Genomic DNA, 22,695 nt, shown 5'->3' on the forward strand with positions numbered 1-22,695 from the left:
AAGCGCCCGGTTGCCATGATATCCAGACGCCCGAGAATCGAGGGCAGGCATGGCAGCGGATTTTGAGTATATCGTCATCGGTCGAGGCATGATGGGGGCGGCGGCGGCCCGCCACCTCACGCTCGAGGGCAAGCGGGTCGGGCTGATCGGACCCGACGAGCCGGCAGACAGGGTCGCCCACCAGGGTGTCTTCGCAAGCCATTACGACGAGGCGCGCATAACCCGGACCTTTGACGACAACATGGTCTGGAGCCAGCTCGCATCGCGCTCGATCGAACGCTATGCGGCACTCGAAGGCGAAAGCGGCATCTCCTTCTTCACCGAGGCCGGCTGCCTGTTTTCCACACCGCGCCCGGGCGCCGAAGGTTACATGGCGCGCGCCGTCGCGGTCTCGGACAGGCGTGGCCTCGACGTCGAAGTGATCGCACCGGAGGCACTGCCGGCCCGGTTTCCGCATATGCGTTTCCCCAAGGACCACTACGGCTACTACGAAAAGCGCAATGCCGGCCACGTCAACCCGCGTGCGCTGGTGAAGGCGCAGGCGTTGATGGCCGAGCGTCAGGGCGCTGCGATCATTGCCGAGACGGCCGTCTCCGTCATGGAGGCTGACGGGCGGGTCGAAGTCCGGACCGCCGAGGGGCGTTGCCACACGGCGGCGCGGGTCCTCGTCGCCGCTGGCGGCTTCACCAATATCTGCTCGCTCCTGCCCGAGCCCGTCGACATGCGGGCGACGGCGCGCACGATCGTCTTCTTCGAACTCGACGCGGCCCGCCAGGCGATCTTTTCGGCGATGCCGTCGACGGTGGTCTTTGCCGAGCGTGACGAGGATCTCGTCTACATCCTGCCGCCGGTGCGTTATCCGGACGGCAAGACCTATCTCAAGATCGGCGGCGACAGCGAGAAGGCAGCCTTCGACGCGCTCGGTGCGATCGGCGACTGGTTCCGCTCCGACGGCGACCTCGACGAGGCCGCCAAGCTTCAGCGGATCGCAGTGTCGCTGATGCCGGACCTTGACGGCGTTGCGACCACCAGCGGCGCCTGCATCGCCTCCTTCACCCGGACCACCTATCCCTATGTCGGCTTCACCCGCTCTCCCAATGTCGCGGTGCTGACTGGCGGCAACTTCGTCGCGGCGAAGTGCTCGGACGAACTCGGGCGACTGGGTGCGCGCCTGCTGGTCGATGGCGGCCTGTCGGACGGCGATTTCGCCGCGGAACTGGCGCCGCAGTACCTCTCGTCCTGATTCCGCACTTGCCGGCAAGGCCTTGATCGGGAATCGCTATTGCCGAGCGCTTCGACGGGGAAAACGGCATGGCCGAGACTTTCAGATACATCATCATCGGCCGCGGCATGATGGGTGCTGCGGCGGCGCGCCATCTGGCCGCGGTCACCGACGGCGTGGCCCTGATCGGCCCGGACGAGCCGAAGGATCCGGCCGGCCACGAGGGCGTTTTCGCCAGCCATTATGACGAGGCGCGGATCACCCGGACGATAGATCCCGATCCGGTCTGGGCGCTGCTGGCGAAGCGCTCGATCGCGCGTTATCCGCAGATCGCCGCAGAGAGTGGCGTCGAGTTTTTCCACGAGGCGGGCTGCCTGATGGTCGGGCCCGATCGGGGCGGGCGCGATCCTTACGTGGCGAACATCTGCGCGGCGGCCGAGCGGGTCGGGGCGCGGACCGAGATCCTCGCCGCGGATGGTCTGGCGGCACGGTTCCCGTATTTCAGCTTCGGCACGACCTGCGAAGGCGTCTTCGAGGCAGCCGATGCGGGCTATGTCAATCCGCGCCGGCTGGTCGAGGCGCAGTCGATCCTGGCGAAGAAGGCGGGTGCGATGCTCATCCCGGAGACCGTGGTCACCGTTCGCGAGGCGTCGGGCGGTGCCGTCGTCACGACGGCCGAGGGTCGCGAGTTCAGGGCGGACAAGGTGCTGGTTGCCGCGGGCGGTTTTTCCATTGCGGAGAATCTCTTGCCGCGGCCGGTTGATCTGAAGGTTTATGCCCGCACCGTCGCCTTCTTCGAGATCCCCGACGCCGATCTCGGCCGCTTCGGCGGAATGCCGTCGCTCATCCATCAGCCCGACGATCCTGCGGATCACATCTACCTGCTTCCGCCGGTCCGCTATCCCGACGGCAAGACCTATCTGAAGATCGGCGGCGATCCGGACGATCTGCTGCTGCCGAGCGAGCCGGAGGTCCGTGCCTGGTTCCGTAGCGGCGGCCGGGCGAGCACCTGCGACCATCTCTGGCGGATCGTCGAAGGGCTGGTCCCGGACCTTGCCGGCACTGCTCCCACCATGGCCGCCTGCGTCACCTCGTTCACGCCGAGCAGCTATCCGGCGATCGGCGCGGTCAGCGAGCGCATTTCCGTGCTGACCGGCGGCTGTGGCGCGGCGGCGAAGAGTTCCGACGAAATCGGCCGGCTCGGGGCAGAATTGCTGATCGACGGGCGGATCCTGGATGAGACCTACGGGGCGGTTTTTGCACCTTCCTTCCGCTGACCGTTCACCATCCGGGGACGACGCCCGGTCGGGTGGTCGTTTTTGGTGGCTTTCGCCGATCCGCTCGTTTAAGGACGCGGTGCCAGTTGGCCGGGCAGCCGCGCTCTACCAATGCCGAAAGGCGGTAGGGTGAGGAAAGTCCGGGCTCCACGGAGACACGGTGCCGGATAACGTCCGGCGGGGGCGACCTCAGGGAAAGTGCCACAGAAAGCAAACCGCCCTGCATGCAGGGTAAGGGTGAAAGGGTGGGGTAAGAGCCCACCGCGTCGCTGGCAACAGGGACGGCACGGTAAACCCCACCGGGAGCAAGACCGAATAGGGATGACGCGGGTGTCGCGCAAGCGGTGCCACAGCCTGTTTCCGGGCCAGTCATCCGGGTGGGTTGCGTGAGGCAGCGTGCAAACGCTGTCCCAGATGAATGGCTGCCACGTTCCGGGAAACCGGAGCCATACAGAACCCGGCTTACAGGCCAACTGGCGATTTTTCCCGACCTTCGATGAGAGTCGATCGGCGCGATTCAGCCGACGAATCCAACATGCTGAAAAGCCCCGCGAATTTCTCTTTCCGGGAGTCCAGCTTCGGTCAAGCTACAGGGTGAAAAAGCGCTGCTGAGACAGGCGTTTCTAACCATTTGTTAAGCTTAACCGCTTATCAATATTTGAATCCCGTAGGGGTGTGCAGAAGCCTCTGTCCCATTGACGCCCATGTAGTCCCATGTTATCCCATAATCGTACCGTTGAGGGGCCGATCGAGGCTCCGGAAATCACAGTCGGAAGCGGATCGGTCGCAGCGAAACATGCGACGGTTCCGGAGCTTTTCGAGGGTGCTGCGGTTCGGTTGATTTCCAGTTTCCGGGGGTGGGGTTTCCGCTCTCCGTCAGAAAGGGGCGCGGTAGGCTGGCATGAACCGCTTCCTGTCCAATGCGACAAACAGGATCGATGCGAAGGGGCGGGTTTCCGTGCCGGCGGCTTTTCGTTCCGTGCTTGCGCAGCGGGATATACAGGAGCTCTATTGCATCCAGGACTTCGTGTTTCCGGCGATCACCATCGGCGGGCCCGATCTCTTGGAGCGCTACGAGAAGCAGATTTCGGCCGGAGATCCTTTCGCGATCGACGGGAACGAGATGTCGCTGCTGGTTCATGGCGGGGGCGTCTTCATGAAACTCGATGCCGAGGGGCGTCTGATGGTCACGGATTTCATCCGGGACTTCACCGGGATTTCGACGGAGGTCTGCTTCGTCGGGCGTTCGGATCATTTTCAGCTTTGGCAGCCGCAGGCCTTTCACGAGGCGCAGGCGGCGGCGAGGGAAGGGCGCAGACTGCGAGGGCTGCAACCTTCATAAGACGGGGAAACGGAATGGCGGCGAATCCAGGCGGAGGTTCAACTGAAGCCGATGGCGGACCGGTTCGTCACATTCCGGTCCTCCTGTCCGAGGTGGTCGAGGCTTTGGAGCCGCGGTCCGGCAAGGTTATCCTGGACGGCACCTTTGGTGCGGGCGGCTATACGTCCGCCATCCTTGCGGCCGGCGCCGAGGTGGTCGCGCTCGACCGTGATCCGACGGCGATCGCTGCCGGTCAGGCGCTTGTCGAAGCGAGCGGTGGTCGGCTCAAGCTTCATCGCACGCAGTTTTCGCGTCTAGCCGATTTTGCCCCCGAAGGTGGTCTGGACGGTGTGGTGCTCGATATCGGCGTCTCGTCGATGCAGATCGACGAGGCCGATCGCGGCTTTTCCTTTCAGAGGAACGGCCCGCTCGACATGCGCATGTCTGCTTCAGGCGTGTCGGCGGCCGATGTGGTCAATCGCGCCAAGGTCGGCGACCTGATCCGCATCTTTGGTTTTCTCGGCGAGGAAAAGCAGGCGGGCCGCATCGCGCGGGCGATTGAGAAGCAGCGTGCCAAGGAACCGTTCCGGACGACCCGCGATCTTGCCGGCCTCATCGAAATCGTCACGCCGCGCAAGGCCAAGGACAAGATCCATCCTGCGACCCGGGTCTTCCAGGCGCTTCGCATCTTCGTCAACGACGAACTCGGCGAGCTCGCCCAGGCGCTCTTTGCCGCCGAGCGTGCGCTGAAACCTGGCGGGCGGTTGGTCGTCGTTACCTTCCATTCGCTGGAAGACCGCATCGTCAAGAAGTTCTTCTCCGAGCGCTCCGGCAAGGCTTCGGGCTCGCGCCACCTGCCGATGGCGGTGACGCGCCCGGCGACCTTCGAGCCGATCGGCAGGGGCATGGTTGCGGCAAGCGAAGCCGAGGCGGAGGTCAATCCGCGTGCTCGTTCGGCAAAGCTCAGAGCCGGGCTGCGCACGGATGCGCCGGCGGAAAAGGCCGACATGTCGATCTTCGACCTTCCGGATCTCGCCAGCCTTGAAAAGATCGGAGCCTGACCGATGCTGAGAACCATCGACATCGTCATGATCGGTGCCATGGCGGCGGCAGCGGCCGTCACCTACCAGATCAAGCATCACACCGACAACAAGCTCGAAGAGGTTCGTCGTATCGAGGCCGAGATCAAGCTTGAGAAGGACACGATCGAGCTGCTGAGGGCCGACTGGGCGCTGCTCACGCAGCCGAACCGTCTGGAGAGGCTGACCAAGGTCTATGCGGCGGAGCTGAAACTCGAGCCGACCGCGCCGGAACAGCTGGCGCGTCCGGTCGAACTGCCCATGCCCAAGGACCAGGTGCCGAAGCCCGAGGTGGCCGAAGGTGAAAAGTCGAAGGATCCGGTTTCGGATCTCATCACAACCGGATCGGTGAAACCCTGATGACGTTTCTCTCACGAATCATGTTGTTGAAGAGCCGGGCGCATTTTTCGACCGACGTGCAGCGCGGCGGAACGACCATGAACGGCGTAGCGTTCAAGGGGACCGGCAAGCGCAAGACCGAAATGGCGCGCCGGCGTGTCGGCCTGATGATCGCCGGCTTCACCGCCGTCTATGCCATTATCGGCGGTCGTCTCGTCCAGTACGGCTATGCCCAGCCGGAGGTGACGTCGAGCATCCTGCCCGCCGACCGCCTGATGGCGTCGCGTCCGGATATCCTCGACCGCAACGGCGAGGTGCTGGCGACCGACATCCGCACCGTGTCCCTGTTTGCCGAGCCTCACAAGATCGTCGATCCGGACGAAGCGGTCGAGAAGCTCGCGACCGTGCTGACAGACCTCGACATCAAGGGCACCTACAAGAAGCTTTCCAATCCTCAGTCGCATTTCCAGTGGCTGCGCCGCCAGCTGACGCCGAAGCAGCAGAGCCAGATCCTCGCGCTCGGCATCCCGGGCATCGGCTTCCGTCCGGAGAAGCGACGCTTCTATCCGGGCGGCTCGACCGCGTCGCATATCGTCGGTTACGTCAATATCGACAACCACGGCATGAGCGGGATGGAGAAGTATATCGACAACCAGGGGCTGGCCGATCTGCGCGACCTCGGCATGACGAGCGAAGGACCGCTCGAACCGGTCAAGCTGTCGATCGATCTTCGCGTGCAGAACATTCTTCACGACGTGGTTTCCGAGGCGATCACGAAGTTCGAGGCGCTGGGTGCCGGCGGCGTGGTCCTCGACACGCATACCGGCGAAGTACTCGCCATGGTCTCGATGCCGGATTTCGATCCGAACAATCCGGCCGCCAGCGCCCAGGAAGGCTGGCTCAACCGCATGTCGAACGGCACGTTCGAAATGGGTTCGACCTTTAAGTCCTTCACGCTGGCCATGGGGCTCGACGAGGGCAAGGTGACGCTCAACGATACGGTCGATGCGCGCTATCCCATCCGTATCGGCGGCTTCACCATCCAGGACTTCCACGGCAAGCACCGGGTGCTGACCGTGCCGGAGATCTTCCAGTACTCCTCCAACATCGGCACCGCGAAGATCGCTGACATGGTGGGAACGGAAGCGCACAAGGCGTTCCTGACGAAGCTCGGCCTGACGACGCGCATGAAGACGGAACTGCCTGAGGTCGCCATGCCCAGCCAGCCGCGCGAATGGAAGAAGATCAGCTCGATCACCATCTCGTTCGGCCACGGCGTCTCCACCACGCCGCTGCAGACCGCGGTCGCGGGCGTAGCACTGGTCAATGGCGGCAAGCTCGTGCCCCCGACATTCCTGCCGCGGACGCAGGAAGAGGCGGACCAGGTCGCGACCCAGGTCATCCAGCCGTCGACCAGCAAGGACATGCGCTACCTCTTCCTGTTGAACGGGGTGAAGGGGTCGGGCAAGAACGCACGCGTCGATGGCTTCAACGTCGGCGGCAAGACCGGCACGGCCGACAAGGTGGTCAACGGCCGCTATGTCGGCGACAAGAACTTCAACGCCTTCCTTGCTGCCTTCCCGATCGACAATCCCCGCTATGTCGTCCTGACCGTCATCGACGAACCGAAGACGGACAAGGGCAACGGTGCGGCACTTGCCGGTACCTCGGCCGCTCCGATGGCCGGCGACGTCATCCGCAGAAGCGCCGCAATTCTCGGTGTAGAACCGAAATTCGGGGAAGACGGTTCTGCCTTGCTCGTCTCTTATTAAAGCAAACCTCAATTCAGGAGGCGATTCGCCGTAGTCGCCTCGCAGCAGTGGACGAATGAACGATGTTGGTGCGGGATCTGGCGGGCGTTGAGTTTCAGGAGCAGGTGGGCAGGGCCGGGGAGACGGTCGGCGCCATCGAGATCTCCGGTCTTTCCGCCGACAGCCGCAAGATCGTGCCCGGCATGATGTTCGTCGCGCTGTCCGGCTCCAAGGCCGACGGTGCCGCCTTCGTTGCCGACGCCGTCGGTCGCGGTGCAGCCGTGGTCGTCGCCAGCCATTCGGTCGAGGCGTCCGTACCGGTGATCGTCGTCGACAATCCGCGCCGCTTCCTTGCACTTGCCGCCGCCAATTTCCACGGCCGCCAGCCCGCGACGATGGTTGCCGTGACCGGCACCGCCGGCAAGACGTCGGTCGCCTCCTTCACACGGCAGATCTGGGCGCATGCCGGCCTTTCGGCCGCGCAGATCGGTACCACTGGCGTCGTGTCGCCGACGCGCAACGACTACGGCTCGCTGACCACTCCCGATCCGATCGCCCTTCATGCGCTGCTTGCCGAGCTTGCCGACGAGGGCGTGACCCATGCGGCTATGGAAGCTTCCAGCCACGGCCTCGACCAGAGCCGCCTCGACGGCGTGAAGCTTTCGGCCGCCGCCTTCACCAATCTCGGCCGTGATCACATGGACTATCACCCGACGGTCGAGGACTACATGGCCGCCAAGATGCGGCTCTTCGATACGCTCCTGCCCAAGGGGTCTCCGGCCGTCATCTTCGCCGACGACGCCTGGTCGGCCGAGGCGATCCGCGTCGCCACCGAGGCCGGTCACGAGGTTCTGACGGTAGGTCGGCAGGGAACGTTCCTCGCCCTGAAGCGGGTCGAGCATTTCCGCCACAAGCAGGTCGCCGAAGTGCATCACGACGGCGAGATCTACGAGGTGCATATTCCGCTCGCCGGGGATTTCCAGGTCGCCAATGCGCTGGTCGCTGCCGGCCTTGCGATCGCGACCGGTGTTCCGGCCGCCGTTGCGATGAAGGCGCTCGAAAAACTGGTCGGCGCGTCCGGCCGTCTCGAACTGGTCGGCCAGACCAGGGACGGCGCGCTTGCCTATGTCGACTACGCCCATAAGCCGGATGCGCTCGAAAACGTGCTGACATCGGTTCGGCCGTTCACCACGGGCCGCGTCATCACGGTCTTCGGTTGCGGCGGCGACCGCGACAAGGGCAAGCGCCCGATCATGGGCGAGATCGCCTGCCGGCTTGCCGACATCGTCATTGTCACCGACGACAATCCTCGCTCCGAGGTGCCGGCGGTGATCCGCTCGGAGATCATGGCGGCGGCACCGAAGGGCATCGAGATCGGCGACCGGGCGCAGGCGATCCGCGCCGGTGTGGCGATGCTCGCCGCCGGCGACACGCTGATCGTTGCAGGCAAGGGGCACGAGGAGGGCCAGACGGTCGGCGAGGTGACGCTGCCGTTCTCGGATCATGCCGAATTGCGCAAGGCATTGGAGGAGTTTGCACATTGACCTTTCTTTGGACGTCGCGGGAGATGATCGAAGCCATGTCGGGCCGCCCCTTCGGGTCGCTGCCCGAGGGGATCACAGGCATATCCATCGACAGCCGGACGATTACGCAGGGCGAGGCCTTCTTCGCGATCAAGGGTGATCGGGTCGATGGCCACGACTTTGCGAGCCTGGCGATCGCCAACGGCGCTTCGCTGCTGGTGGTGTCCGAAGCCAAGCTGCCCGCCCTCGGCCGCCTGACCGTACCAATGATCGTCGTCGACGATGTGCTCGGCGCGCTGGAGAAACTCGGGATCGCCGCACGCGAGCGCAGTTCGGCCACCATCGTTGCCGTCACAGGCTCGGTCGGCAAGACCACGACGAAGGAGATGCTGCGGCTGGCGCTCTCGCCGTCCGGCAAGGTGCATGCCGCCGTCGCCTCGTTCAACAATCACTGGGGCGTACCTCTGACGCTTGCCCGCATGCCGGTCGACACGCGCTATGGCGTCTTCGAGATCGGCATGAACCATCCGGGCGAAATCGGCCCGCTGTCGCGCATGGTGCGTCCGGACGTGGCGATCATCACCACGATCGCGCCGGCCCATCTCGGCAACTTCAAGAACCTCGAAGAAATCGCCGCGGCCAAGGCTGAAATCTTCGAAGGGATCGTGCCGGGCGGCGACGTCATCCTCAACCGTGACAACGGCCAGTACGAATTCCTCGAGCAGGCCGCTCTCGCCGCGGGGATCGAGAACATCCACAGCTTCGGCCAGCATGCCAAGGCCGAGTTCCGGCTGGCCGAGTTCGATGGTGCCGCGGAGCTTTCGACCGTCTGGTTCTGCCGCGACGACGACATCCGCGAAGTGGTCGTCGGGGCGCCCGGCCGGCACATCGCCGAAAATGCCATGGCCGTCCTTGCGGCCGTCTCGCTCGTCGGCGCCGACCTCGACGCGGCGATCGAGGCTCTGGCGACGCTTTCGGCCGTCAAGGGTCGCGGCGCGCGTCATCGTCTGGCGATCTCGGGCGGCAGCTTCACGTTGATCGACGAAAGCTACAACGCCAATCCGGCTTCCATGCGTGCCGCGATAGCGGTCCTTGCCGCGGCCCAGCCGGAGGGCACGGGGCGGCGGATCGCGGTGCTCGGCGACATGTTGGAAATGGGCGAATTCTCGCCGAGCGTCCATGCCGAACTGGCTGGCCCGCTGCTTGCCGCCGGCATCGAACATGTCTGGCTCGCCGGTCCCGAAATGGCGGCGCTGCGTGATTCCCTGCCGGACAGCGTGCAGGTCGAATACCGCCCGACCACCGCGGAACTGGCAGGATTTGCGGCAGAATCGGTGGCTCCGGGCGATGTCGTGATGGTCAAATCGTCTCTCGGGCTCGGTTTCGGCAAGATCGTGTCAGCTCTTCTTGACAAGTATCCGGCATTCCCTGACACGGGGCGCCACAACTAAATCGGGCTTTTGGAAAGGGCTCCCATGCTGATCTGGCTTGTGGAACTGGCGGACCACTTTCAATTCTTCAACCTCTTCCGTTACATCACGTTCCGCACGGGGGCCGCGCTGCTGACCTCTGCACTGGTGGTCTTCCTGTTCGGACCGGCGATGATCGCATCGCTGCGCGTGCGCCAGGGCAAGGGCCAGCCGATCCGCGCCGACGGTCCGCAGACGCATTTCAAGAAAGCCGGCACGCCAACCATGGGCGGGCTGATGATCCTCGCCGGCATCGTCGTGTCGTCGCTGCTCTGGGCCGACCTTTCCAGCGTCTACGTGGTCTCGACGCTGCTCGTCACCCTCGGTTTCGGTGCGATCGGCTTCTATGACGACTACCTCAAGGTGACGAAGCAGACGGAGAAGGGCTTTTCGGGCAAGGCGCGCCTCGGCATCGAATTCGTGATCGCCGGCATCGCCGTCTATTTCATGATGCACACGGCGCTGACGTCCGGTCCGCAGGGCTCCACCTTCGGGTCGTCGATCGCCTTTCCGTTCCTCAAGGACTTCAGCATCGACCTCGGCCTCTTCTTCGTCGTGTTCGGCGGTTTCGTCATCGTCTCGGCCGGCAATGCGGTCAATCTGACCGACGGTCTCGACGGTCTCGCCATCGTGCCGGTGATGATCGCGGCCGCCTCGTTCGGCATCATCGCCTACCTGGCCGGTAACGCCGTGTTCTCGAACTATCTTCAGATCAACTTCGTGCCCGGAACCGGCGAACTCGCCGTCGTCCTAGGGGCAGTGATCGGCGCGGGCCTCGGCTTCCTGTGGTTCAATGCGCCGCCGGCGGCGATCTTCATGGGCGATACCGGCTCGCTGGCGCTCGGCGGCCTGATCGGTTCGGTGGCGGTCGCCACCAAGCACGAGATCGTCATGGCGATCATCGGTGGCCTGTTCGTGATGGAAACGCTCTCCGTCATCATCCAGGTCGGCTACTTTAAGATGACCGGCAAGCGCGTCTTCCTGATGGCGCCAATCCACCACCATTTCGAAAAGCTCGGCTGGACCGAGAGCCAGGTGGTGATCCGCTTCTGGATCATCGCTGTCGGTCTCGCCATGCTCGGCCTTTCGACGCTCAAGCTGCGGTGAGGGCGCGATGATCCCGGCCACCACCTTCAAGGCAAAGAAGGTCGCTCTTTTCGGACTGGGCGGCTCCGGCCTTGCCACTGCCCGTTCGCTGGTTGCGGGCGGTGCCGAGGTGCTGGCCTGGGACGACAATCCCGACAGCGTCGCCAAGGCTGCCGCCGAGGGCATCACCACGGCCGACCTCCGTTCGCTCGACTGGAAGAGCGTTTCGACGCTGGTGCTGTCGCCGGGCGTGCCGCTCACCCATCCGAAGCCACATTGGTCGGTCGATCTTGCGAGGGCTGAAGGCGTCGAGGTGATCGGCGACGTCGAGATCTTCGTGCGCGAACGCCGTGCGGTTGCGCCGAACTGCCCGTTCATCGCGATTACCGGCACCAACGGCAAGTCGACGACGACGGCGCTGATCGCTCATATCCTTGCATCCTCGGGCCGCGACACGCAGCTCGGCGGCAATATCGGTCGCGCCGTGCTGACGCTTGATCCGCCGAAGGACGGCCGCTTCTTCGTCGTCGAGTGCTCGTCCTACCAGATCGACCTTGCGCCGACGCTCAATCCGACGGCCGGCATCCTGCTCAACGTGACGCCCGATCACCTCGACCGGCACGGGACCATCCAGCACTATGCGGACGTCAAGGAACGGCTGGTTGCCGGAAGCGGCACCGCCGTCGTCGGCACGGATGACAGCTATTGTGAATTGATCGCCGACCGCGTCGAGCGGGCCGGGACCAGGGTCGTGCGCATTTCCAAGCGCCAGCCGCTGGCCGACGGGTTCTACAACGACGGACACCGGATCATCGAGGCCCATGGCGGCGCGACATCTGTTCTGGCCGACCTCAACGGCATCCAGACGCTGCGCGGCAGCCACAATGCCCAGAATGCAGCCGCGGCCATCGCGGCATGCCTCGCGGTCGGCGTGACCCCCGACGAGGTGAGGGCGGGGCTTGCCTCGTTTGCCGGCTTGAAGCATCGCATGCAGCCGGTCGGCCGCCGCGGCAATGTCGTCTTCGTCAACGACAGCAAGGCGACCAATGCGGAGGCGGCGGCGCCTGCGCTGTCGAGCTACGACCGGATCTACTGGATTGCCGGCGGGCTTCCGAAGGAAGGCGGCATCACGAGCCTCGGGCCACTCTTTCCGCGCATCGCAAAGGCCTACTTGATCGGCGAGGCCGCGTCCGCCTTCGCCGCGACGCTCGGCAATGCGGTGCCTTACGAAATCTCCGGTACGCTCGCCCAGGCGGTCATCCATGCGGCGGCGGATGCCGCGATCGAGAATAATCCGGTTGCCGTGATGCTATCACCGGCTTGCGCAAGCTTCGACCAGTACAAGAACTTCGAGGTGCGCGGTGACGCCTTCGTCGGCCACGTTGCGGACCTTGATGGGGTGACGATGCTGGTCGACGTGCCAACAGGAGGCAAATGACATGGTAAGCCGCGTGGAGAGAGGCCCGGTCGCCGACTGGTTCTGGACGATCGATCGCCTGTTCATGATCACCTTCATCCTCCTGATGGGGATCGGCTTCATGCTCTCCTTCGCGGCGTCGCCCGCGGTCGCCGAACGGCTCAACCTCGACAGCTTCCACTTCGTCAAGCGCCACGCGGCCTTCATGCTGCCGGCGCTCGGCGTGATGATCGGCCTGTCCTTCCTGTCGCCGCGTCAGGTCCGGCGCACCGCGATGGTCATTCTTGCCGTTTCGTTGCTGATGATGGTGGCCGCGCTGTTCTTCGGCATCGAAGTGAAGGGCGCGCGGCGCTGGATCACGCTCGCAGGGATCTCCATCCAGCCGTCCGAATTCATGAAGCCCGCCTTTGTGGTCATCTGCGCCTGGCTGTTTGCCGAGCATGCGCGCCAGCCGGAAATCCCGGGCAATCTCTTTGCCATCATCCTGTTCGGCATCGTCGCCTCGCTGCTGATCGCGCAGCCCGACCTCGGGCAGACCATCCTCACCTCCGTCGTCTGGGGCGGCATGTTCTTCATGGCCGGCATGCCCTGGCTGTGGATCACGGTGCTCGGCGGTATCGGCATTGCCGGCGTGTTCGGCGCCTACGTGACGCTGCCGCACGTGGCGGGCCGTATCGACCGATTCCTGACCGGCGAAGGCGACACCTTCCAGGTCGACACCGCGCGTCAGGCGATCATTCGCGGGGACTGGTTCGGCCAGGGACCGGGCGAGGGCGTCGTCAAGCGGATCATTCCCGACAGCCACACCGACTTCATCTTCTCGGTCGCTGCCGAGGAGTTCGGCATCATCTTCTGCATGGTGCTCGTCGCGATTTTCGCGTTTCTCGTGCTGCGCGGTCTCAATCACGCCTTCCGGGAACGCAACGACTTCAACCGTTTCGCCGTCGCCGGCCTCGTCCTGCAGATCGGCGTGCAGTCGATGATCAACATCGGCGTCAATCTCGAACTGCTGCCGGCGAAGGGCATGACCCTGCCGCTGATCTCCTACGGCGGTTCGTCGATGATCGCGATCTGCGTGACGGCGGGCTTCATTCTGGCGCTGACGCGTCGTCGCCCGGAGAAACGCGCTCAGGAGCGCAGACTGTTTCGCGCCGCCCACGGCGTTCCGGCGGAGTAAGCGATCATGAGCAAAGGCATCATCCTGCTTGCCGCCGGCGGTACCGGCGGCCATCTGTTTCCGGCGGAAGCGCTCGGCCACCTCTTGGCCGAACGCGGCTATTCGGTCCATCTCGTCACCGACAGCCGTGCGGAGCGCTATGCCGGCATGTTCCCGGCCGAGGCGATCCACACGGTGGCCTCGGCCACGATCGGCTCGAAGAACCCGGTGGCCCTCGCCCGGGCGCTTTGGGCGTTGTGGAAGGGGTTTCGCCAGGCCAAACAACTCGTGCGCAGCCTGAAACCGAAGGCTGTGATCGGTTTCGGCGGCTATCCGACCGTGCCGCCCGTTCTCGCCGCGGCCGGGCTCGGCGTGCCGACGCTTCTTCACGAACAGAATGCGGTGATGGGGCGTGCCAACAAGGCGCTCGCCTCGCGCGTCAAGGCGATTGCCGGCGGCTTCCTTCCGGAAGGCGGCACGTTTTCGGCCAAGACCGTGGTCACCGGAAATCCGGTGCGTCCCGCGGTGATCGCCGCGTCGTCGGTGCCGTATTCGCCCTCCGAGCCCGGTCATCCGTTCCGTCTCGTGATCTTCGGCGGCAGCCAGGGCGCGCAGTTCTTCTCGTCTGCGCTGCCGAATGCGATAAGCCTGCTCGACGAAGGGCTGCGCCGGCGCCTGACGGTCACGCAGCAGGCGCGTCCCGAAGACCTGGAGCGGGTCAAGTCCTGCTATCAGAAGCTTGCCGTCCCGGCCGAGGTTTCTCCCTTCTTCACCGACATGGCGGCCCGCATAGCCGCCGCCCATCTGGTCATCTGCCGGTCCGGCGCCTCGACGGTGTCGGAGCTCTCGGTGATCGGCCGTCCGTCCATCCTCGTTCCCTATCCCTATGCGCTCGATCACGACCAGGCCGCCAATGCCGCGGCGCTGGCGGCGGCTGGCGGCGCGAGCGTGATCGCGCAGTCCGAGCTTTCGCCCGAACGCCTCGCTCAGCTGCTCGGTCATGCGATGGAAGAGCCGGAGAGGCTGGCGAAGGAAGCGGAAGCGGCACGTACGGCCGGCAAGCCGGATGCAACGCGCTTGCTCGCGGACCTTGTTGAGTCTATTGCCGCGGGCAAGGACATTGCTCACGTGAAGGGAGCCAATCAATGAAAATGCCGAAGTCGATCGGGCTGGTCCATTTCATCGGGATCGGTGGGATCGGGATGAGCGGTATCGCCGAGGTGCTGCACAATCTCGGCCATCGGGTCCAGGGTTCGGACCAGGCCGACGGTGCCAACGTCCAGCGACTGCGCGCCAAGGGCATCGAGGTGTTTGTCGGCCACAAGGCCGAAAACCTCGGTGACGCGGAAGTCGTGGTCGTCTCGACCGCCATCAAGAAGGACAATCCCGAGCTCGTCGCCGCCCGCGAAAAACTCCTGCCGATCGTGCGCCGCGCAGAAATGCTCGCCGAGCTGATGCGCTTCCGCAATGCGATCGCCATCGGCGGCACGCACGGCAAGACGACGACGACGTCGATGGTCGCGGCCCTGCTCGAAGCCGGCAATCTCGACCCGACGGTCATCAATGGCGGCATCATCAACGCCTACGGGACCAATGCCCGCATGGGCGAGGGCGAGTGGATGGTGGTCGAGGCCGACGAGTCGGACGGCACCTTCCTGAAGCTCCCGGCCGAAGTGGCGATCGTCACCAATATCGACCCCGAGCATCTCGACCATTATGGCAATTTCGACGCCGTTCGGGCGGCCTTCCGCCAGTTCGTCGAGAACGTGCCGTTCTACGGCTTCGGCGTGATGTGCCTCGATCATCCGGAAGTGCAGGCGCTGGTCAGCCGGATCGAGGACCGCAAGGTCATCACCTATGGCGAGAACCCGCAGGCCGACGTGCGCTATTCGAACGTCCGCCTCGAGGGTACTCATTCGATCTTCGACGTCGAGATCCGTCGCCGCCGCACCGGCCGGGTGTTCAGCTTCAAGGATCTCCGGCTGCCGATGCCGGGCCGCCACAATGTGGCGAATGCCTGCGCCGCGATCGCGGTCGCCAACCGGCTAGAGATTTCCGAAGAAGCGATCCGCAAGGGCCTGTCGTCCTTCGGCGGCGTCAAGCGCCGCTTCACCCTGACCGGAACCTGGAACGGTGTTCAGGTGTTCGACGACTACGGCCATCATCCGGTCGAGATCAAGGCCGTGCTGAAGGCGGCCCGCGAGGCCTGCAAGGGCCGCATCATCGCTGTGCACCAGCCGCACCGCTATTCGCGCCTGGCGAGCCTTTTCGAGGACTTTGCCAACTGCTTCAACGATGCCGACACGCTGATGCTGGCGCCGGTCTATGCGGCGGGCGAGGATCCGATCGAGGGTGCGAATTCGGAAGCACTGGTCGAGCGCATCCGCTCCGGCGGCCACCGCGACGCCCGCTATCTGGCATCGCCCGAGCAGCTCGCCTCGATCGTCTCGGGCATTGCGCAGCCGGGTGATTTCGTGATTCTGTTGGGTGCAGGTAACATTACCCAGTGGGCGGCAGCCCTGCCGCGCGAACTGGAAGCTTTTTCGGGAAAGTCTTGATGAAACAGGTTGATGGGGAAAAGCTGCTGGCCTCTCTGGGGCCGGGTGTCAACGAGTTGCGGGGGCGGCTCACGCCGGACGCGCCGATGGACCGCGTGACGTGGTTCCAGGCGGGCGGTCTTGCCGAGCTGATGTTCCAGCCGCACGACACCGACGATCTGGTCGCCTTCCTCAAGCTCCTGCCGGAAAGCGTGCCGCTGACCGTGGTCGGCGTCGGCTCCAATCTCCTGGTGCGCGACGGAGGCATTCCCGGCGTGGTGATCCGCCTGTCGGCCAAGGGCTTCGGTCAGGTCGAGCTGGCCGGCGATAACCGCATCCGTGCGGGAACGATCTGCCCCGACAAGCACATTGCCGCGATGGCGATGGACCACAACATCGGCGGCTTCCACTTCTACTACGGCATCCCCGGCTCGATCGGCGGCGCGGTCTTCATGAATGCGGGCGCCAATGGCGGCGACACGTCGGAGCGGCTGGTCGAGGTCGAGGCGGTCGACCGCAAGGGCAATCGCCATGTGCTGTCCAAGGCCGACATGGGCTACAGCTACCGCCATTCGAACGCGCCCGAGGGCCTGATCTTCACCAGCGCGCTCTTTGAGGGCTACCCCGAAGAGAAGGCCAAGATCCGCGCCGACATGGATGCGGTGCGCCATCATCGCGAGACGGTACAGCCGGTCAAGGAAAAGACCGGCGGCTCGACCTTCAAGAACCCGGAAGGCCACTCGGCCTGGGAACTGATCGACCAGGCGGGATGCCGCGGCCTGATGATCGGCGGTGCGCAGATGTCGTCGCTGCACTGCAATTTCATGATCAATATCGGCCATGCGACGGCCTATGACCTTGAATATCTCGGCGAGACGGTGCGCCAGCGCGTGTTCGAGAATTCCGGCATCAAACTGGAATGGGAGATCAAGCGCCTCGGCATCTTCATGCCCGGCCGCGAGGTCAAGCCTTTCCTCGGAGCGACGGTCGAGTGATCGTCGCCTGAGGGTTCAGCCCAGCGGCTTGCCATGGGCGGCGAGAAACCTGATGCCGCCCTTGTCGTCCGATGCCTCGGCCAGCACGACGTCCATGAACCGGTCGGTGATCCGGACGATGCCGAAGCCGCCCTTGTAGGCGGCCGTCGGCTTGACGATGTCGAGGCCGTCCGCCTGGTAGATCATCGGCGTGTCGTGCTCGTGGCCATGGAAAAGCGCTACGACGTTGTAGCCGGCGATCACGTCCCTGAAGGCCTGCCGCTCCGCGTCGCTCCACCAATGGGGTGCGCCACTGCCCGTTTCGTCGAACTGCCGGTTTGCCGGATCCCATCGTTCGCGCGAAAACGTGTCCCAGCCGTAATGCTGAAAAAGTACGACCGGGCGCCCGTCGGCGGCATAGGTCTCAAGATCGTGCTTCAGCCAGGGTAGGCCGCTCGCCGCTCCCTTTACTGTGTCTCCGGCAAAGCGCTGCAACTGCACGAGATGAAGCTTCTCCCAGTTCCAGGAGTAGCTGTCGGAGGCCTCGTCATAATTGTCGGCGGGGTAGGGCGCCCTGAAGAAGACGCTGGGCTTGTGGTTCATCCGCACATAGTCGCGCAGCTCGTCGCGATACCAGTTCACCTCCGGCGGCTTGCCGTCCTGGTCGAGGTCATGATTGCCGAGGCCGACATAGACGGGATACTTCACTCGTTCCGGCCCGGGGCCTTCCTCGTAGCGTTGGGCGAACTGCCTGAGCTGGGCGCCTTCGCGGAGCAGCGCTGTCTGCCCGCCGCCATCGTCGGTGATGTCGCCACAGGCGACGACACCGCGTGGGCTGGTGATGGGCTCGCCACCGCCGGTGAGCCCCGTCTGCCGGCCGTCGATCTCCGTCGGCCAGCGGAGCGTATGCACGTTGTTGAGTGCCGCGACGTGTTTCAGCAGGCTGGCATCGGTCTTTCCCTCGGTCGCACAACCGGGGCTCAGCGCGTCGCCGATCCGGCAGGCATGCACGTCGTTTATGACGAGGAAGGTCACGTCGGTCCGCTCGCCTGCGGCGCTCGCCGGACGGCCTGCTGCGCCCGCAATGCCCAGAGCGGCAAAGGCGCCTGCACCCAAAATCTGTCGTCTCGTGATCACGCCTGCCTCCCGCATCCATGACGCGATCCTAGGGAGGATTGCAGCGAAAGGACAGATGCCGGACGTTTTGAGATTCGAACGGCCGGTCGACGAAATGTTAAGCGGGCATGCCTATCCTGCGCCGGGACAAGGAGTGGCTTCATGGGAAGTGCGACCAGAAACTGGATCGTCGGACAGCTCTCGCTCGGCGAATTCGCGAGCCGGCGGGCCGTGGTGTCGCGTTCGATCTGGATGGCGGCAAAGATCGCCATGCTGGCCTATGCGATGAACATCTGCGCCCATTTCGCGCTCGTCGCTCTCGACCTGTTGCCCTACGCCCTCTTTCCGGCCCTAGTGATCGCCACGGTGCTTACGCCGCCCGTCTCCTTCATCGTCGCCGTCATCGCCTACAGCGTCGTTGGTTTTGCGATCTACGATCTCGGCGTCTCGCGGGCCGAGTTCGAGCGCATCAGCCGGACCGACATGCTGTCCGGCCTGCTCAATCGCCGCGCCTTCCAGTCCGCCTTCGAGGCGAGCGGAGGGGAGGCCTCGCTCGTGCTCTTCGACATCGACCGCTTCAAGGCGGTGAACGATACCTTCGGCCATTCTGCCGGGGATGACGTCATCGTCGCCGTGGCGGACGTGATGCGCCGCAGCTTCTCACGCGGCGAGATCTGCGCCCGCATCGGCGGCGAGGAGTTCGCGGTGCTCTCCGAGGAGCCGCCGTGCGATCTCGTGCTGCGTGTCGAGCATGTTCGCGAGAGCATCATGGCTCTCAAGGTTCCCGCAGGAGAACGGCAGGTACGGGTCACCATTTCGGGTGGCATCGCCGATGTGGTCGCCGGACGGGCGTTCGGCGAGATCTTCTCCGAAGCTGATCGGGCGCTCTATGTCGCCAAGGCGAGCGGGCGCAATCGAATCGTGCGCTATCGTGACATCGACTCGCTTTCTCCGAGTGCGCTCTCGTTTCCCCAGGCGCTGAACGACGCGATCCCGTCCCTGCGCCGCGCCTGAGCACCGTTCCGCGAACTGTGCGCGAAGTCTTCACTTTTTCAATTCGTTAGAGCTGATTTAGCAGCGCGAAAAGCAGCGGTTTTTCGTCTGCCGGGGCGGTCCGGTTAATGAAAGTAAACACTTCATTAACCTTAATGTCGTTTAACTTAAGGAAAGGACGGGATCGGCCGAACATGAACTCGCTGCCCGAAACGTCCGGTGTTTGATCTGGTGATTTTTGGGGACGTTGATGAGTGACAAGCATGTGGCCGTACTGATGGGTGGTCTTTCGTCCGAGCGGCCGGTCAGCCTCTCTTCGGGCAATGCTTGTGCCGAAGCCCTGGAAGGTGTGGGCTACCGGGTCACGCGTGTCGACGTGGATCGCAATGTCGGCCAGGTGTTGTCGGAGCTGCGGCCGGACGTCGCCTTCAATGCGCTGCATGGCCCGTTCGGCGAGGACGGCACCATTCAGGGCGTTCTGGAATATCTGCAGATCCCCTATACCCATTCCGGCGTTCTCGCTTCGGCGCTCGCCATGGACAAGGGGCAGGCGAAGATCGTTGCCGCGAATGCCGGAATTCCGGTTGCGGAAGCGCGCGTCCTTTCCCGTTTCGACATCGGCAACGAGCATCCGATCGCGCCCCCTTACGTCGTCAAGCCGGTTCGCGAAGGGTCGAGCTTCGGCGTGGTCATCGTGCGGGAAGACATGGCGCATCCGCCCCAGTCCCTGACGTCCAGCGAATGGCGCTATGGCGATCGCGTGATGGTCGAGCACTATGTGGCCGGTCGCGAGCTGACCTGCGGCGTCATGGGTGACACGGTGCTCGGCGTGACCGAGATCGTTCCTCAGGGGCACAGCTTCTACGACTATGATTCCAAATATGTCGCCGGTGGTTCCCGGCACGTACTTCCTGCGGAAATTTCACCGAAAATTTACCAAAAAATACAATCATTGGCCCTTAAGGCGCATCAAGCGATCGGTTGTCGCGGAGTGAGTCGTTCGGACTTCCGGTACGACGATCGCTTCTCCGAAGATGGCGAGCTCATCTGGCTGGAAATCAATACCCAGCCCGGCATGACCCCGACCTCGCTGGTGCCTGAAATGGCCGCTCACATCGGTCTTGGTTTTGGTGAATTTGTCCGGTGGATGGTGGAGGACGCGTCTTGTTTGCGGTGAACGGCGAGAGATCAGCGGATATGGGTGGGCGCATCGACGCTGCCGCCATGTCTGTCGGGGAGGGACGTGTTCTTCCCCGTCCGATGCGCCGCGTCGTGCGGTTCGTCGTCAGTCTCTGCTCGGGCCGTATCGCCATTCCGGCGCATACGGGTAAGGTATCGCTTGCGGGTTACTGCTCCGCCGTCGTCCTTTACGGCATCGTCGCCGGCGGTCATGGTCAGGCGGTCATGCAGTCGCTGACCACGGGTGCAGGTTTCGCGATCGAAGATGTCCGTGTCTCCGGTAATCAGCACACGTCGGAAATCGATATCCTTCAGCTGCTCGGCCTCGATGGATCGAGCAGCCTGCTCGGTCTCGACATCGTTGCTGCCCGTCAGGCTCTGGCTGAGCTTCCCTGGGTCGAATCGGCCGAGGTCCGCAAGGTCTATCCGCGCACCGTCGAGGTGGTCCTGCGTGAGCGTGAGGCCTACGGCATCTGGCAGCACGGCACCGAGTTGTCGCTCATCGAGCGTTCGGGCAGCGTGATTGCTCCGCTGCGCGACAACAAGTTTGCCAGCCTTCCCCTGTTCGTCGGGCGCGATGCGGAAACCGCTGCCGCCGCCGTCGAGGGTGAGTTCGAGAAATTTCCGGAAATCGCTTCCCGTGTGAAGGCCTTTGTCCGCGTGGCGGGACGTCGCTGGGATATCCATCTCGACAACGGTGTCATCGTCAAGCTGCCGGAAGACAATGTCGGCCAGGCGCTGGCGCAGCTATCGCGCCTCGATGCCGAGCAGCAGGTTCTTTCGCGCGACATCGCCGCCGTCGACCTGCGTCTTCCCGACCGCACCACGATCCAGCTGACACCGGAGGCCCAGGAGCGCCGGATGGCGGCCGTCGAGGAGCGCCGCAAGATGCTCAAGAAGGTGGGGCAGAACATATGAGCCTGTTTGGTAGCTCCCACTTCGGTCTGCCGCGCATGAAGCCGCTGTCTTCGAAGCGCAGCCATGTCGTCTCCGTGCTCGACATCGGTTCGACCAAGGTCGTCTGCATGATCGGCCGCCTGACGCCGCGCAAGGAAAGCTCCGTGCTTCCGGGCCGCACCCACAATGTGGAAGTGATCGGCATCGGCCATCAGCGTTCGCGCGGCATCAAGTCCGGCGTGATCGCCGATCTCGATGCGGTCGAGAGCGTTGTCCGGCTGGCCGTCGATGCAGCCGAGCGCATGGCGGGTCTCACCGTCGAGAGCCTGATCGTCAACGTTTCGGCAGGTCGCATCGGTTCCGACGTCTATACCGCGACGATTGATCTCGGTGGTCAGGAAGTCGAATCGGGCGACCTCAAGAAGGTCCTCGTCGCCGCCGGCCAGCAGTCCCAGGGCAACGAGCGCGCCGTACTGCACTCGCTGCCGACCGGTTTCTCGCTCGACGGCGAACGCGGCATCCGCGACCCGCTCGGCATGTATGGCGACGTTCTCGGCGTCGACATGCACGTGGTCACTGCGGAGCGCGCAGCACTTCGCAATCTCGAACTCTGCATCAACCGGGCGCATCTGACCGTCGAGGGCGTCGTCGCAACGCCTTATGCGAGCGGACTTGCCGCCCTGGTCGACGACGAGGTCGAACTCGGCTGCGCCGCGATCGACATGGGCGGCGGCATGACCACCATCTCGGTTTTCGCCGAGGGCAAGCTCATTCACACCGACGCCATCAGCATCGGCGGCCATCATGTGACGACCGATCTGGCCCGCGGCCTGTCGACCCGCATCGAGGATGCCGAGCGCCTGAAGGTCGTTCACGGATCGGCTCTCGCAAACGGTGCCGACGAGCGTGACATCGTCGCCGTTCCGCCGATCGGCGAGGACGACCGGGATCAGCCGGTCCAGGTGCCGAAGGCGCTGTTGACGAGAATTATTCGCGCCCGGATCGAGGAGACTCTTGAACTGTTGCGCGATCGGATTCAGAAGTCGGGTTTCTCGCCCGTCGTCGGCAAGCGAGTCGTCCTCACGGGCGGCGCCAGCCAGCTGACCGGTATGCCCGAGGCGGCTCGCCGCGTTCTGGCCCGTAACGTGCGAATCGGGCGCCCGATGGGTGTCGCCGGCCTTCCCGCCGCGGCCAAGGGTCCCGCATTTTCGACCGCAGTCGGATTGATGATTTATCCGCAGGTTGCCGATCAGGAAACGCATGCCGGCCAGGGTGGTCTGTTCTCCCCCTTCGGCAACGGAAACAGCCGTTTTGCCCGCATGGGCCAATGGCTGAAGGAAAGTTTTTGAGTTCAGTCCC

General features: G+C 64.2%; 19 protein-coding genes and 1 other RNA gene. 19 read left to right on the plus strand and 1 reads right to left on the minus strand.

Features of this window, described 5'->3' with window-relative positions; translation table 11 throughout:
- Positions 1-49 precede the first annotated feature (49 nt).
- The 15 genes from ACX93L_RS04065 (at position 50) to murB (ending at position 17,172) form a co-directional block, all read left to right on the plus strand.
- Positions 50-1,243: an NAD(P)/FAD-dependent oxidoreductase gene (locus ACX93L_RS04065; protein WP_459403647.1), complete on the plus strand. Its 1,194-nt coding sequence runs from the start codon at positions 50-52 to the stop codon at positions 1,241-1,243.
- Between the two features lie 68 nt (positions 1,244-1,311).
- Positions 1,312-2,499 carry an FAD-dependent oxidoreductase gene (locus ACX93L_RS04070; protein WP_459403648.1) on the plus strand — a complete coding sequence of 396 codons (1,188 nt, stop codon included), beginning with the start codon at positions 1,312-1,314 and terminating at the stop codon, positions 2,497-2,499.
- An 82-nt stretch (positions 2,500-2,581) separates the two neighbouring features.
- An RNA gene (gene rnpB / locus ACX93L_RS04075) (RNase P RNA component class A) lies at positions 2,582-2,980 on the plus strand.
- Positions 2,981-3,400: 420 nt separating this feature from the next.
- Positions 3,401-3,841 (plus strand): division/cell wall cluster transcriptional repressor MraZ, encoded by a 441-nt coding sequence (gene mraZ, locus ACX93L_RS04080; protein ID WP_459403649.1) that lies wholly within the window; start codon positions 3,401-3,403, stop codon positions 3,839-3,841.
- Positions 3,842-3,855: 14 nt separating this feature from the next.
- Positions 3,856-4,881: a 16S rRNA (cytosine(1402)-N(4))-methyltransferase RsmH gene (rsmH, locus tag ACX93L_RS04085; protein WP_459403650.1), complete on the plus strand. Its 1,026-nt coding sequence runs from the start codon at positions 3,856-3,858 to the stop codon at positions 4,879-4,881.
- A gap of 3 nt (positions 4,882-4,884) precedes the next feature.
- Complete coding sequence (gene ftsL, locus ACX93L_RS04090) at positions 4,885-5,259, plus strand: cell division protein FtsL (protein WP_459403651.1); 375 nt, start codon at positions 4,885-4,887, stop codon at positions 5,257-5,259.
- Complete coding sequence (locus ACX93L_RS04095) at positions 5,259-7,010, plus strand: peptidoglycan D,D-transpeptidase FtsI family protein (protein ID WP_459403652.1); 1,752 nt, start codon at positions 5,259-5,261, stop codon at positions 7,008-7,010. The genes ftsL and ACX93L_RS04095 overlap by 1 nt, the downstream gene beginning before the upstream one ends.
- Positions 7,011-7,072: 62 nt before the next feature.
- On the plus strand, positions 7,073-8,533 hold the full coding sequence (locus ACX93L_RS04100; protein WP_459403653.1) for a UDP-N-acetylmuramoyl-L-alanyl-D-glutamate--2,6-diaminopimelate ligase: 1,461 nt from the start codon (positions 7,073-7,075) through the stop codon (positions 8,531-8,533).
- Positions 8,530-9,963, plus strand: coding sequence for a UDP-N-acetylmuramoylalanyl-D-glutamyl-2,6-diaminopimelate--D-alanyl-D-alanine ligase (locus tag ACX93L_RS04105; protein WP_459403654.1), 1,434 nt, complete (start codon positions 8,530-8,532; stop codon positions 9,961-9,963). Before ACX93L_RS04100 ends, ACX93L_RS04105 begins: the two co-directional genes overlap by 4 nt.
- Before the next feature lie 24 nt (positions 9,964-9,987).
- Positions 9,988-11,088, plus strand: a complete 1,101-nt coding sequence (gene mraY / locus ACX93L_RS04110; RefSeq protein WP_459403655.1) for a phospho-N-acetylmuramoyl-pentapeptide-transferase — start codon at positions 9,988-9,990, stop codon at positions 11,086-11,088.
- A gap of 7 nt (positions 11,089-11,095) precedes the next feature.
- Positions 11,096-12,505 carry a UDP-N-acetylmuramoyl-L-alanine--D-glutamate ligase gene (gene murD, locus ACX93L_RS04115; RefSeq protein ID WP_459403656.1) on the plus strand — a complete coding sequence of 470 codons (1,410 nt, stop codon included), beginning with the start codon at positions 11,096-11,098 and terminating at the stop codon, positions 12,503-12,505.
- Between the two features lies 1 nt (position 12,506).
- Positions 12,507-13,661 carry a putative lipid II flippase FtsW gene (ftsW, locus tag ACX93L_RS04120; protein ID WP_459403657.1) on the plus strand — a complete coding sequence of 385 codons (1,155 nt, stop codon included), beginning with the start codon at positions 12,507-12,509 and terminating at the stop codon, positions 13,659-13,661.
- 6 nt (positions 13,662-13,667) lie between these two features.
- Positions 13,668-14,789, plus strand: a complete 1,122-nt coding sequence (murG, locus tag ACX93L_RS04125) for an undecaprenyldiphospho-muramoylpentapeptide beta-N-acetylglucosaminyltransferase (protein ID WP_459403658.1) — start codon at positions 13,668-13,670, stop codon at positions 14,787-14,789.
- Complete coding sequence (gene murC / locus ACX93L_RS04130) at positions 14,786-16,198, plus strand: UDP-N-acetylmuramate--L-alanine ligase (protein WP_459403659.1); 1,413 nt, start codon at positions 14,786-14,788, stop codon at positions 16,196-16,198. Before murG ends, murC begins: the two co-directional genes overlap by 4 nt.
- Positions 16,198-17,172 carry a UDP-N-acetylmuramate dehydrogenase gene (gene murB, locus ACX93L_RS04135; protein ID WP_459403660.1) on the plus strand — a complete coding sequence of 325 codons (975 nt, stop codon included), beginning with the start codon at positions 16,198-16,200 and terminating at the stop codon, positions 17,170-17,172. Before murC ends, murB begins: the two co-directional genes overlap by 1 nt.
- Before the next feature lie 15 nt (positions 17,173-17,187).
- Here murB and ACX93L_RS04140 read toward each other — a convergent pair whose 3' ends face one another.
- On the minus strand, positions 17,188-18,288 hold the full coding sequence (locus tag ACX93L_RS04140) for a metallophosphoesterase (protein WP_459403661.1): 1,101 nt from the start codon (positions 18,286-18,288) through the stop codon (positions 17,188-17,190).
- A gap of 141 nt (positions 18,289-18,429) precedes the next feature.
- Between ACX93L_RS04140 and ACX93L_RS04145 the strand changes: the two genes are divergently transcribed.
- The 4 genes from ACX93L_RS04145 (at position 18,430) to ftsA (ending at position 22,685) form a co-directional block, all read left to right on the plus strand.
- Positions 18,430-19,281 carry a GGDEF domain-containing protein gene (locus ACX93L_RS04145; protein WP_459403662.1) on the plus strand — a complete coding sequence of 284 codons (852 nt, stop codon included), beginning with the start codon at positions 18,430-18,432 and terminating at the stop codon, positions 19,279-19,281.
- A gap of 229 nt (positions 19,282-19,510) precedes the next feature.
- On the plus strand, positions 19,511-20,437 hold the full coding sequence (locus tag ACX93L_RS04150; RefSeq protein ID WP_169587263.1) for a D-alanine--D-alanine ligase: 927 nt from the start codon (positions 19,511-19,513) through the stop codon (positions 20,435-20,437).
- Between the two features lie 20 nt (positions 20,438-20,457).
- Positions 20,458-21,357 (plus strand): cell division protein FtsQ/DivIB, encoded by a 900-nt coding sequence (locus ACX93L_RS04155; RefSeq protein WP_459403663.1) that lies wholly within the window; start codon positions 20,458-20,460, stop codon positions 21,355-21,357.
- Complete coding sequence (ftsA, locus tag ACX93L_RS04160) at positions 21,354-22,685, plus strand: cell division protein FtsA (RefSeq protein ID WP_169587267.1); 1,332 nt, start codon at positions 21,354-21,356, stop codon at positions 22,683-22,685. The genes ACX93L_RS04155 and ftsA overlap by 4 nt, the downstream gene beginning before the upstream one ends.
- Positions 22,686-22,695 lie beyond the last annotated feature (10 nt).

Source organism: Rhizobium sp. CAU 1783, assembly GCF_054551725.1.

What these genes read in the sequence shown, in the direction of transcription:
- ACX93L_RS04065 (WP_459403647.1), top strand. Translation starts at nt 50, where the DNA reads ATGGCAGCGGATTTTGAGTATATCGTCATCGGTCGAGGCATGATGGGG.
- ACX93L_RS04070 (WP_459403648.1), top strand. Translation starts at nt 1,312, where the DNA reads ATGGCCGAGACTTTCAGATACATCATCATCGGCCGCGGCATGATGGGT.
- mraZ (WP_459403649.1), top strand. Translation starts at nt 3,401, where the DNA reads ATGAACCGCTTCCTGTCCAATGCGACAAACAGGATCGATGCGAAGGGG.
- rsmH (WP_459403650.1), top strand. Translation starts at nt 3,856, where the DNA reads ATGGCGGCGAATCCAGGCGGAGGTTCAACTGAAGCCGATGGCGGACCG.
- ftsL (WP_459403651.1), top strand. Translation starts at nt 4,885, where the DNA reads ATGCTGAGAACCATCGACATCGTCATGATCGGTGCCATGGCGGCGGCA.
- ACX93L_RS04095 (WP_459403652.1), top strand. Translation starts at nt 5,259, where the DNA reads ATGACGTTTCTCTCACGAATCATGTTGTTGAAGAGCCGGGCGCATTTT.
- ACX93L_RS04100 (WP_459403653.1), top strand. Translation starts at nt 7,073, where the DNA reads ATGTTGGTGCGGGATCTGGCGGGCGTTGAGTTTCAGGAGCAGGTGGGC.
- mraY (WP_459403655.1), top strand. Translation starts at nt 9,988, where the DNA reads ATGCTGATCTGGCTTGTGGAACTGGCGGACCACTTTCAATTCTTCAAC.
- murD (WP_459403656.1), top strand. Translation starts at nt 11,096, where the DNA reads ATGATCCCGGCCACCACCTTCAAGGCAAAGAAGGTCGCTCTTTTCGGA.
- ftsW (WP_459403657.1), top strand. Translation starts at nt 12,507, where the DNA reads ATGGTAAGCCGCGTGGAGAGAGGCCCGGTCGCCGACTGGTTCTGGACG.
- murG (WP_459403658.1), top strand. Translation starts at nt 13,668, where the DNA reads ATGAGCAAAGGCATCATCCTGCTTGCCGCCGGCGGTACCGGCGGCCAT.
- murC (WP_459403659.1), top strand. Translation starts at nt 14,786, where the DNA reads ATGAAAATGCCGAAGTCGATCGGGCTGGTCCATTTCATCGGGATCGGT.
- murB (WP_459403660.1), top strand. Translation starts at nt 16,198, where the DNA reads ATGAAACAGGTTGATGGGGAAAAGCTGCTGGCCTCTCTGGGGCCGGGT.
- ACX93L_RS04145 (WP_459403662.1), top strand. Translation starts at nt 18,430, where the DNA reads ATGGGAAGTGCGACCAGAAACTGGATCGTCGGACAGCTCTCGCTCGGC.
- ACX93L_RS04150 (WP_169587263.1), top strand. Translation starts at nt 19,511, where the DNA reads ATGAGTGACAAGCATGTGGCCGTACTGATGGGTGGTCTTTCGTCCGAG.
- ACX93L_RS04155 (WP_459403663.1), top strand. Translation starts at nt 20,458, where the DNA reads ATGGGTGGGCGCATCGACGCTGCCGCCATGTCTGTCGGGGAGGGACGT.
- ftsA (WP_169587267.1), top strand. Translation starts at nt 21,354, where the DNA reads ATGAGCCTGTTTGGTAGCTCCCACTTCGGTCTGCCGCGCATGAAGCCG.